An 11,128-nucleotide genomic window follows, 5' to 3' on the forward strand; every position below is an offset into this window, starting at 1 on the left:
CGTGTAAAACCTACCCTTCTAGTTCATCCTCTTCGTAATACTTTGTTACTTTTTCCGTGAACAATACACCGTGTAAATGATCAATTTCATGCTGAATTGCTCGTGCTAAAAAACCTTTTGCTTCTATAAAATAAGGTTTTCCTTTACGGTTTTGCGCACGTACTTTCACATAATCAGCTCGAGCCACGTCACCAAAAAGGCCCGGAAAACTTAGGCAGCCTTCTGGACCGATTTGTTCGCCTCGTTGCTCAATAATTACCGGATTAATTAACTCAATTTTACCGTGTCGGTCATCCACGTCTACCACTGCCACTTGCTGCAGAACTCCTACCTGAGGAGCAGCTAGACCCACACCGTCTGCTTCAAGCATTAAATCATACATGCCGTTTAGTAATTTCGCTAATTTATTATCAAAGTTTTTAACGACTTCACATTCTTGTTCAAGTACTTCATTAGGATGGTAAACAAGCTTAAGCTTAGCCAAATAGGCACCTCCTTTATTCTTTCTATTTATATCCAAAAAGCTTCTTCTTTAACGCCATCAAGACGACTAGTTACATCATCGAGTATGGATTCAAATCAATAGTGATCGTTAAATTCTCCTTCTGCATTTCCGCTTGATAACGTTCTAATATATATTTCAACAGCGGAATCAGGCTTGGTTCCAGCTTGTATTTTAACATGCATTGATAGCGATATCTATCTTTTATCTTAGCAATCGGAGATGCGACTGGCCCTAAGATCGTTGTTTGCGGCGAAAGTTTCTGACTCAGATACTGCGAAATTTTGTCTGTAACAGACACCACTTTTGCAATATTTTCATGAGATACCGTTACAAGCGCCAAGTAAAAGAAAGGCGGATATTTATGCATTTTACGAATTTCCATCTCCTGCTTATAAAACGCATCGTAATCATGCTGACTCGCAAGTTGAATGCTGTAGTGTTCAGGCGTGTACGTTTGAATCACTACTTCTCCTGGAAGTTTGTGGCGTCCTGCTCTTCCGCTTACTTGTGTTAAAAGCTGAAACGTTTTTTCAGATGCACGAAAGTCAGGTAAATTCAGCATCGTATCTGCTGTTAAAACGCCTACAAGCGTGACGTTTGGAAAGTCGAGTCCTTTCGCAATCATCTGCGTCCCTAATAAAATTTGCGCTTCTCCACTTGCAAACTTATTCAGGAGCTTTTCATGCGCGCCTTTTCGGCTTGTCGTATCAACATCCATTCGAACGACCCTAGCCTCGGGCAGCACTTTTGTTAATTTTTCTTCCACTTTTTGTGTACCAGATCCGAAAAAGCGGATATGTTCACTGTGGCATTCTGGGCAATCAGTGTGGACATGTTCTTCGTGTCCGCAGTAATGGCATTTTAATTTATTTTGATAGCGGTGATACGTTAGTGAAATTTCACAGTGCTCACATGTCGGAACGTAACCGCAGTCTCTGCACATAACAAAAGAAGAATGACCTCTTTTATTTAAAAATAAAACGATTTGCTCCCCTTTTTCCAAACGGTCTTTCATCTTTTCAAACAGCATAGTTGAAAACATAGAGCGATTGCCGCTACGAAGCTCTTCTCTCATATCAACGATATCCACCGACGGCATTGATGACTTATTCATTCTTTGCTTTAACGTCAGTAGCTTATACACACCTTTTTGCGCTCTTGCAAAGGACTCAAGCGTTGGGGTTGCACTTCCTAAAATGACTGGACACTGATGATGCTGCCCTCGGTAAATGGCTACATCTCTAGCATGATAACGGGGGTTTTCTTCTTGTTTGTAACTCGTCTCATGTTCTTCATCGATAATAAGAAGGCCCAAATTTTCAAATGGCGCAAATACAGCAGAGCGGGCCCCTACTACAACGGATACTTCTTTTCGCTGAATTTTTCGCCATTCATCGTATTTTTCTCCAGTAGACAAGCCGCTATGGAGCACAGCAACTTTTGAGCCGAATCGCTCTTTAAAACGCTTGACCATCTGAGGGGTAAGTGAAATCTCCGGAACAAGCATAATCGCTTCTTTCCCTTTTTTTAGCACTTGATCAATTGATTGGAGATACACTTCTGTTTTTCCGCTTCCGGTTACTCCGTACATTAAAAACACATCGTGAAGATTTTCTTCGATGTCATGCAGAATCGGTGCGATTGCCTCAGCTTGTTCATCGGTCAATTGAAATGGCTGTGATGGTTTAAAGTATCGATCTTGATAAGGATCACGGTATATTTCAATTTCCGTTTCCGCTAAGAGTCCTTTGTTAATCAGCGCTTTTATAGGAGCGGAGGTAATCTGCAAATCTTCCGCTATTTCTTTTATGGCTACTTCTTCATTTCGATTCAGCATAAAAGACAGCACTTGTTTTTGCTTTTCTGCCTGCTTATTTAACTCGCTCATAAACTGCTGAATTTCTTCAAGGCTTTGATTCAGTTTTACGCCTTTTGCCGTTTTTTTGTTTCCTTTGTTTTTAACGACGTAGACGACTTCAATTAGACCTTTTTGAATATCACGGTGAAAAGCAGGAGCAGCGGCTGTTTTTTCTACTTCACTCCACTTCAGCGAGGATCTTGACTGAAAAAACGGCTTTACTTGCTCATGAAGCTGTTCGTGTGCCTCTTTTGAAAGGAGTGACAGTTCTTTATCATATTTTGCTTTCATCGCCGCAGGCAGCATAACTTGAAAAGCCGATATCATAAAACAAAGCGTTTTTTCGGTTAGCCAGTGCCCAATCTCTAACAGTTCGGGAGTCAGAACCGGCGTTAAATCAAGCAGGTCAGCGATTGGTTTAACACGCTTAACTTCAGCCTCTTCTTTAAGAGCCACCACAAACCCTTGAACTTTTCTAGGACCAAACGGAACGACAACTCGCATACCCGGAACAATAATTCCTTTCCATTTGTCGGGAATAGCGTAGTCAAAAGCTCGATCTGTTTGCTTAGCAGCCACGTCCACAATTACACTAGCTACACTCATTTTTTCAGCCCTTCTAACATTTCCTTCACTTCTTTTAACACCTCGGTAGCTACATCGTGTTTTGAAAGAATGGGAAGTTCTTTAGACTCTCCGCTTCGCTTATAGAGCGTTACAATATTTGTGTCCGTCCCAAAACCTGCTCCTTCTGTCATCACGTTATTGGCTACAATCATATCCAAGTTTTTAGATGCAAGTTTCTTTTGTGCATATTCATCCACTTGTTCTGTTTCTGCTGCAAAGCCGACTAAAAGCTGGTGTTCTTTTCGCTCTCCAAGCGTGCGTAAAATATCTGTTGTTCTCTCTAGCTCTAGTACTGCTTCACCAGGCTGCTTTTTCATCTTTTGATCAAACACATGCTTTGGTCGGTAATCTGCCACTGCGGCTGATTTAATGACAACATCTGCTTCATGATAACGCTGCATAACAGCTTCAAGCATCTGCTGTGCACTTTCAATTTGAACAACCTGCACTCCTTTTGGATACTCTAAATTCGTCGGTCCCGTTACAAGTGTTACGGATGCGCCTAATTTAGCAGCTTGTTCTGCAAGGGCATAGCCCATTTTCCCAGTAGAGCGATTGGTAAAAAATCGGACGGGATCAATGCGTTCTACCGTAGGTCCTGCTGTAACCAATACATTAACACCTTCAAGGATCTTTTGTGTATGTGATGCTTGTGAAAAATAAGATCCGATTAGTGAAACAATTGTTTCTGGCTCTTCAAGACGACCTTTTCCTACATAACCGCATGCCAAATACCCTTCTCCAGGTTCTACAAAAGAGTAACCAAATGATGAAAGAGTGCTCATATTTTTTTTAACAGCTGGATGATCGTACATATGAACATTCATTGCAGGTGCAATCCACACAGGTGCAGTAGCAGCCAGCAGCGTTGTGGAAATCATATCATCTGCAAGACCATTTGCTATTTTCCCTATCATATTTGCCGTAGCAGGAGCTACTAAAATTAAATCAGGCCAATCTGCTAAATCAATATGTGCAATCACAGATGGATCTTTTTCATCAAACGTATCTGTATAAACTGGGTTTCGAGACAGAGCTTGAAACGTAAGCGGCGTTACGAACTCGCATGCTGAAGCAGTCATCATTACTTTAACTTCCGCTCCCGCTTGTACTAATTTACTTGTTAAAGCTGCAGCTTTATATACGGCGATTCCGCCGCTAACACATAATAAAATTCGTTTTCCCTTCATCATTATGCCCCCATCTATTTATCCCGCTCAACCAGCATCCGCTTGTTTACTCGGGTAACTATCTAAAGCTTTTCAATTTAATTATTATACCATTTTTGTAGTGAGACATTCACTATCCTGCTTGAACACAGATAAAAGCACCAAAAAAATAACAACCTATAAAGTAGGTTGTTATTTTTTCACTTACTGATGTTTAGAATCTTCTTCTGCTACACCTTGCTTATAGCTTAATTGTTCAGCATTAATTTCTTCTAAAGCACAGCCTACAAACTTATAAGAAACCGGCTTTTCAATCGGCGTATCATTGTGAAGCTGTAATTGACGTGCACGTTTTGCAGCTACTGTCACAAGCGTGTACTTAGAATCTAATTTTTCCATTAGGGAATCAATTGATGGATAAAGCATGTTTATTCTACCTCCAGCATTCTTTTATAGCGCGCAGAAATACGATCACGACGGCAGTGTTCAGCCGTTACGATAGCACGGATGCGAGCACAAGCATTTTCTACTTTGTCATTTTCTACAACATAATCGTAGGCGTCCATAAGTTCAATTTCTTCTTTTGCCACGCGCATACGGTTATTGATTAAATCTTCTGTTTCAGTACCGCGGTTTACGATACGACTTTTAAGCTCTGACAAACTCGGCGGTGCCAAGAAGATGAACAAACCTTCTGGAAACGCTTCTTTCACTTGAAGAGCACCTTGCACTTCAATTTCTAGAAATACGTCTTTTCCTTCAGATAACGTTTGTTCTACATAATCAACCGGGGTACCGTAGTAGTTACCTACGTATTCAGCCCACTCTAATAATTTCTTGTTTTCAATCATGCGCTCAAACTCTTCGCGTGGTTTGAAGAAATAGTCAACACCGTCTACTTCACCTTCGCGGGGCTTTCTTGTTGTTGCAGAGATAGAATACTGCAATTTAATGTCTTCTTGCTCAAACAATGCTTTTCGTACCGTTCCTTTTCCAACACCTGATGGTCCGGAAAGAACAATTAATAAACCTCTTTCAATCATCGGTTCAAGTGACCTACCCTTCTAATAATTCTTCTTTGTTTATAAGTCGCTGTGACACAGTTTCTGGCTGTACAGGAGCTAAAATAACATGATCGCTATCCATAACAATAACAGATCGTGTTTTACGTCCTTGCGTTGCATCTATTAAAGAGCCTCGATCTTTTGCATCTTGAATAATGCGTTTGATTGGAGCTGATTCAGGATGAACGACAGAGATTATACGATTAGAAGAAATAAAATTTCCAAATCCAACGTTCACTAATTTACCGCTCATAAGAAGCCTCCTGCTATACCAATATAATCTTTATCTTACACGAAGGCTATTCAATATTTTGAACCTGCTCTTTTATGCGTTCTAATTGTGCTTTCATACTAATAACATACTGAGCAATAGTACCATTATTTGCCTTCGCACCGATTGTATTCATTTCACGATTCAGCTCTTGAACAAGAAAATCCAGCTTGCGTCCTACTGAATCAGGTGTATTTAATGCTTGAATAAATTGTGAAACATGACTTTGAATTCGCGTAAGTTCTTCGCTAATATCTGCTTTTTCAGCAAAAATAGCTACTTCAGTCAGCACTCGCTGCTCATCGAAAGTACCTTCTAAATAGTCGCTCAGCTTTCTTTTAATACGCTCGCGATATTGTTCAGCAACTTCAGGAGCAAGCTGTGTAATTTTTTCGCGAATGTCTTGAATGTCCTGTAAGTACCCCATCAAATCGTGATACAGCTCTGATCCCTCTCGTTTCCGCATATCCACTAACTGATGCACAGCAGCGTCAACGGCTTCAAAGATTGCACCATGAATACTCGTCTGATCAGCTTCTTCTTCATAAGTTGTCATCACTTCAGGCATGTGTAAAATGTCTTGAATTTGAACAGATTGTGACAGCCCATGCTTTTCTTGTACTTGCTGCAACGCATTCATGTATTCCTCAAGCAGCTGCCAATCCGTCTGCAGTTTCTTTTTTGCCATTTCTTCACCTGAAATAGTAACAAATACTTCTACTCTACCACGTTTTATGTATGTTTGAACGATTTTTTTTATTTTATCTTCAATTTCAATTAATTGTCTTGGCATACGAATAACAATTTCACAAAAACGATGATTAACAGACTTCATTTCCACTGTCACTGATCGATTTTCCACTTCCGCTTTTCCGCGGCCAAAACCAGTCATACTTTTTATCATTATCATCACATCCACTATGTACATCTTACATAAAAAGTATCATAAAAGAAAGTGTTAGCAAAAAAAAGAAATCTCTCTTCTTTATTCAACCTGTAAAGGCTGCCTTCATGAGTTTTCTCATTTGGGACAGCCTGTATTAAAGTATAGCACAATTTATGAAGGTTTTCTTGTTAAAAGTGAACCGGCAAGTAAAAAAGTTGGAAGGCTTGCAAGTCCTAAAATAACGAGCCATTCCCGCGGTGCAATGGCCATTGTATGAAAAATAGGCTGCAGCGGCGGATAGTAGATGGCCACCAGCATAAGGATAATAGATGAAATAACGGCTCCTACAAGATATAAGTTCTGAAATGGATTGCGATCAAAGATTGATTTTTCACTTCGACAGTCAAATACGTGAATAAGCTGTGCCATAACAAGTGTGGCAAATGCAATCGTCTGTGCATACTGCAGCCGATCTGGGTCATTGTCGTAAACAATCATGAATGCAGCAAGTGTAGCAGCTCCAATTAAAAATCCGCGGCTGACTACTTTCCACCCTAACCCTCTTGCAAAGATACCTTCACGCGGATGCCTTGGATGGCGCTTCATCACGTTATCTTCTGGCTGGTCTAAGCCAAGAGCCATCGCAGGCAAACCGTCTGTTACTAAGTTTACCCATAGTATTTGAATGGGCACTAGCGGAAGCGGAAGTGCTAAAATCATCGCAAAGAGCATAACTAAGATTTCTCCTACATTTGATGCAAGCAAGTAACGGATAAACTTTCGAATATTTTCATAGATGTTTCGTCCTTCTTTGATTGCTGATTTAATAGTAGCAAAATTATCATCAAGCAAAACGAGTGAAGACGCTTCTTTTGCTACGTCTGTCCCGGTGATGCCCATCGCGATGCCTATGTCTGCTGCTTTAATAGCAGGTGCATCATTTACGCCGTCACCCGTCATGGCTACAATGTGATCTTTTGCTTGAAGAGCTTTAACAATTTTAAGCTTATGCTCAGGTGATACCCTGGCATATACGTAAACATCATCCACTACTTCTTCTAGCTCTTCCTGCGTCATTTTGGATAAATCCGTTCCTTCCAAGACTTGACCGTTTTTCGGTAGAATGCCTAGCTGTTTTGCAATCGCCTGTGCTGTAATGACGTGGTCACCTGTAATCATAACGGTTTTGATTCCTGCGTCTCGGCATTCTTTGACCGCTTGCTTGACTTCTGGTCTTGGCGGATCAATCATTCCTTGAAGCCCGAGGAAAGTCAGGTCTTTTTCCGCTTCGTTCTCTGTATGAACGCTCTCATGGTCTCCTAACGGACGATAAGCAATAGCAATGGTTCGAAGCGCTTGGCTAGCTAACTGATCAATCGCTCCTTTTACTTCATTATGAACCGTTACCGACAGCGTTTGTTGTCTGCTTTCCCACAAAATATTTTTGCTGTTTACAAGCAGCACATCGGGAGCACCTTTTGTTATGACATAGCGCTTATTAGATGCGTCTTCAATGACTACACTCATCATTTTACGCGTTGAATCAAATGGAAACTCTTCAATAATCGTAAACTGCTTTTGAATGTTTTCTTTTGTCAGCCCCGCTTTCATTGCGGCAACAAGCAAAGCCGCTTCAGTAGGATCCCCGTCGATGACATATTCTTTATCTTTTCTCGAAATGGACGTTTGATTGCAAAGCAGACCAAACACCAAAAGCTGCTGAAGCGGTTTTTCACTCCGTGTATCAACTTCTCTTTCCTCTTGCGAAAATACGCCCGTAGGTTCATACCCTGTCCCTGATACCCTCCACGTCATTCCTCCTGACCAGAGGTGAGTAACTGTCATTTTATTTTGCGTTAATGTGCCCGTTTTGTCTGAGCAAATGACTGACGCGCATCCTAGTGTTTCAACAGCAGGAAGTTTGCGAACAATGGATCTTTGCTTAATCATGCGCTGTACACCAAGAGATAGCGCCACGGTTACGATGGCAGGAAGACCTTCGGGTATGGCAGCAACAGCTAAGGAAACTCCCGCTAAGAACATACTATATAAATCATGGCCTTGCAGCACGCCAATCCCGACCACTAATACAGTAAGTGCAAGCGCTACAACGATTAAAATTTTACCTAATTGCTCTAACTTCCGTTGAAGAGGGGTAATCATGACTTCAGCATTTTGAAGCAAATCAGCAATTTGTCCCATCGCTGTTTTCATTCCAATCCCTACAACGATACCTGTTCCGCTTCCTCGCGTCACAAGCGTACCCATAAAAGCCATATTGTCCTGATCTCCAAGCGGCACTTCATCTCCTGGCAAAGCTTTTATTTGCTTGGCAACTGGCAAAGACTCTCCCGTAAGCGCTGATTCTTCAATTTCTAGACTTTTGGCTTCCATAATCCGAAGGTCAGCCCCGATGCGGTCTCCGCTCGAAAACTTTACAATGTCTCCTACTACCAGCTCTTTAGATGGCAACTTAACCCATTTCCCTTCACGCATAGCTGCTACTTGAGGAGCAGAAAGCTCTTTTAATGCATGAAGAGATTTCTCTGCTTTTCTTTCTTGAAAAAAACCTAGAAATCCATTAATTACTACAATGGCAATAATAGCAATCGCATCGATGTATTCGCCTAAAAGACCTGAAATAAGCGTAGCAGCTAGTAAAACCAGCACCATAAAATCTTTAAACTGCTCTACAAACACAAGAATGGCCGGTTTTTTCTCTCCTTCAGTCAATTCATTAAATCCTTGCTGCTGCTGACGTGCTTTTACTTCTTTGTGTGTAAGACCATGCTGTCTGTCTGTTTTTGTTACTTCTACTATTGCTTTTTCACCTAATTCATACCATTTCATTGCATCTTTTCACACCCTTTTATTTGTAAATGCACCTATTAGATTGTTACAATCTTATATCGTATGCTTATTCAGACTCGTCCTAAAAAATGCTATACTTTTCTATAGGACAATTTTCAATTACTTAAGGATGTGAGCACTATGTCATTTGATGGTATTTTTACATATGGCATTTTACAAGAATTATCTGAGACCTTGGTTTCAGGACGAATTTCAAAAATATATCAGCCGTTTCCAAACGAGTTGATTTTACAAGTACGCGCTAAAGGTGAAAACCGCAAACTTTTAATCTCAGCTCACCCTAACTATTCACGCGTTCATTTTACAAATGAGCCTTATGAAAATCCATCTGAGCCTCCTATGTTTTGTATGCTTCTTCGCAAACATTTAGAAGGAAGCATTATTGAACAAGTATATCAGCTTGGATTAGACCGCATTTTAGTCATTGAAACAAAAGGACGAAATGAAATTGGCGACGTGACGTACAAGCAGCTTATTATTGAAATCATGGGAAGACATAGTAATGTTGTGCTTGTAGATAAAGAAAAACAAACGATTATCGACAGCATTAAACACGTTCCAATGGCCTTAAACAGGCACCGTACGCTTCTACCTGGAGCACCTTACGTACTGCCTCCTAGTCAAGATAAGCTTCATCCATTTGAAGCGGATGAAGAAACCGTGGTTAAAAAAATCGATTTTAATAGCGGAAAGTTAGCCACCCAGCTAGTGCAGACCTTCTCGGGGCTTTCTCCTTTAATTGCAAATGAAGTGGTGTTTCGCTCTGGCTTAGCGAATCGTTCTACCCTTCCAAAATCATTCGTCGAAACGATGACGCTGATCAAAGAAGGTCAGTTTACACCAACTCTGACAACCGTTAATCAAAAAGACTACTTTTATTTACTGGAATTAACGCATTTAGAGGGTACGAAAAAAACGTATGCAACCATCAGCGAGCTTCTTGACCGCTATTACTACGGGAAAGCAGAGCGAGATCGTGTAAAGCAGCAAGCGCATGACTTAGTACAGTTTATTTCTACCGAGAAAAAGAAAAATGAGAAAAAAATAAAAAAACTTGAGCAAACGCTGCAAAATGCAGAAAAAGCATCTGAATATCAGCTAGCCGGTGAACTCCTTACCGCAAATTTACACCTTGTCAAAAAAGGAGATGCGAAAGTGGATGTTATTAATTATTATGATGAAAATAGCGGTACACTTACGATTTCATTAGATCCGCAAAAATCACCGTCTCAAAATGCTCAAAGCTATTTCACAAAGTATCAAAAAGCGAAAAATTCCGTTTCGATTGTAATCGAACAAATTGAAAAAGCAAACGAAGAAGTACAGTATTTTGAATCACTTATTCAGCAAATGGATACTGCTACTCACAAAGACATTGCAGAGATTCGTGAAGAGCTTGTGGAAGAAGGATATTTGCGCAACCGTCAGCAAAAACAAGCGAAAAAACAAAAAAACACCACGCCTACACTTGAACAATACGTTTCAAGCGACGGCACGACGATTTTAGTTGGAAAAAACAATAAGCAAAATGAGTATTTAACAAATCGCCTTGCTGCTCGTGATGACGTTTGGTTTCATACAAAAGATATACCGGGTTCTCACGTTGTTATCCGCAGCCAAGAGCCTTCAGAAGAAACAATTTTAGAAGCGGCTCATCTTGCTGCTTACTTTAGTAAAGCCAAGAATTCAAGTTCAGTACCCGTGGACTATACAAAAATTCGCCACGTAAAAAAACCAAGTGGTGCCAAGCCTGGTTTTGTGACGTACGATAACCAGCAAACGGTGTATGTAACGCCTAGCGAAGAACTTGTACTGAAGCTGCGTCAGTCATAATAAAACCCCCTTTCTATAGAGAAAGGGGGTTTTTATTATATAGA

Annotated in this window: 9 protein-coding genes; 1 reads left to right on the top strand and 8 read right to left on the bottom strand. The window is 40.6% G+C overall.

What is annotated here, in order from left to right; translation table 11 throughout:
* Window positions 1–10: 10 nt before the first annotated feature.
* The 8 genes from def to MKY06_RS21670 all read right to left on the bottom strand — a co-directional run bounded on the left by def (window position 11) and on the right by MKY06_RS21670 (window position 9,230).
* Window positions 11–484, bottom strand: a complete 474-nt coding sequence (def, locus tag MKY06_RS21635) for a peptide deformylase (protein WP_013084828.1) — start codon at window positions 482–484, stop codon at window positions 11–13.
* A 70-nt stretch (window positions 485–554) separates the two neighbouring features.
* Window positions 555–2,969 (bottom strand): primosomal protein N', encoded by a 2,415-nt coding sequence (gene priA, locus MKY06_RS21640; protein WP_098279073.1) that lies wholly within the window; start codon window positions 2,967–2,969, stop codon window positions 555–557.
* Window positions 2,966–4,183 (bottom strand): bifunctional phosphopantothenoylcysteine decarboxylase/phosphopantothenate--cysteine ligase CoaBC, encoded by a 1,218-nt coding sequence (gene coaBC / locus MKY06_RS21645; RefSeq protein WP_055992974.1) that lies wholly within the window; start codon window positions 4,181–4,183, stop codon window positions 2,966–2,968. Before coaBC ends, priA begins: the two co-directional genes overlap by 4 nt.
* Window positions 4,184–4,363: 180 nt before the next feature.
* Window positions 4,364–4,585, bottom strand: coding sequence for a DNA-directed RNA polymerase subunit omega (rpoZ, locus tag MKY06_RS21650; RefSeq protein ID WP_013058926.1), 222 nt, complete (start codon window positions 4,583–4,585; stop codon window positions 4,364–4,366).
* Window positions 4,586–4,587: 2 nt separating this feature from the next.
* Window positions 4,588–5,202: a guanylate kinase gene (gene gmk, locus MKY06_RS21655; protein WP_013058927.1), complete on the bottom strand. Its 615-nt coding sequence runs from the start codon at window positions 5,200–5,202 to the stop codon at window positions 4,588–4,590.
* 13 nt (window positions 5,203–5,215) lie between these two features.
* Window positions 5,216–5,476, bottom strand: a complete 261-nt coding sequence (locus tag MKY06_RS21660; protein WP_013084831.1) for a DUF370 domain-containing protein — start codon at window positions 5,474–5,476, stop codon at window positions 5,216–5,218.
* Window positions 5,477–5,522: 46 nt separating this feature from the next.
* A complete protein-coding gene (locus MKY06_RS21665) occupies window positions 5,523–6,398 on the bottom strand; it encodes a YicC/YloC family endoribonuclease (RefSeq protein WP_029320527.1) in 876 nt (291 codons plus the stop codon).
* Window positions 6,399–6,551: 153 nt separating this feature from the next.
* Window positions 6,552–9,230: a cation-translocating P-type ATPase gene (locus MKY06_RS21670; protein ID WP_029320525.1), complete on the bottom strand. Its 2,679-nt coding sequence runs from the start codon at window positions 9,228–9,230 to the stop codon at window positions 6,552–6,554.
* Between the two features lie 141 nt (window positions 9,231–9,371).
* On the opposite strand from MKY06_RS21670, the gene MKY06_RS21675 reads away from it, so the two are divergent.
* On the top strand, window positions 9,372–11,084 hold the full coding sequence (locus MKY06_RS21675; RefSeq protein ID WP_041816621.1) for an Rqc2 family fibronectin-binding protein: 1,713 nt from the start codon (window positions 9,372–9,374) through the stop codon (window positions 11,082–11,084).
* Window positions 11,085–11,128 lie beyond the last annotated feature (44 nt).

It is taken from the genome of Priestia sp. FSL P4-0332, from assembly GCF_038005845.1.
In the GTDB taxonomy this organism is placed as follows: domain Bacteria; phylum Bacillota; class Bacilli; order Bacillales; family Bacillaceae_H; genus Priestia.

Coding starts and splice junctions, on each gene's coding strand:
- priA (WP_098279073.1), bottom strand. CDS start 2,969: ATGAGTGTAGCTAGTGTAATTGTGGACGTGGCTGCTAAGCAAACAGAT.
- coaBC (WP_055992974.1), bottom strand. CDS start 4,183: ATGATGAAGGGAAAACGAATTTTATTATGTGTTAGCGGCGGAATCGCC.
- rpoZ (WP_013058926.1), bottom strand. CDS start 4,585: ATGCTTTATCCATCAATTGATTCCCTAATGGAAAAATTAGATTCTAAG.
- gmk (WP_013058927.1), bottom strand. CDS start 5,202: ATGATTGAAAGAGGTTTATTAATTGTTCTTTCCGGACCATCAGGTGTT.
- MKY06_RS21660 (WP_013084831.1), bottom strand. CDS start 5,476: ATGAGCGGTAAATTAGTGAACGTTGGATTTGGAAATTTTATTTCTTCT.
- MKY06_RS21665 (WP_029320527.1), bottom strand. CDS start 6,398: ATGATAAAAAGTATGACTGGTTTTGGCCGCGGAAAAGCGGAAGTGGAA.
- MKY06_RS21670 (WP_029320525.1), bottom strand. CDS start 9,230: ATGAAATGGTATGAATTAGGTGAAAAAGCAATAGTAGAAGTAACAAAA.
- MKY06_RS21675 (WP_041816621.1), top strand. CDS start 9,372: ATGTCATTTGATGGTATTTTTACATATGGCATTTTACAAGAATTATCT.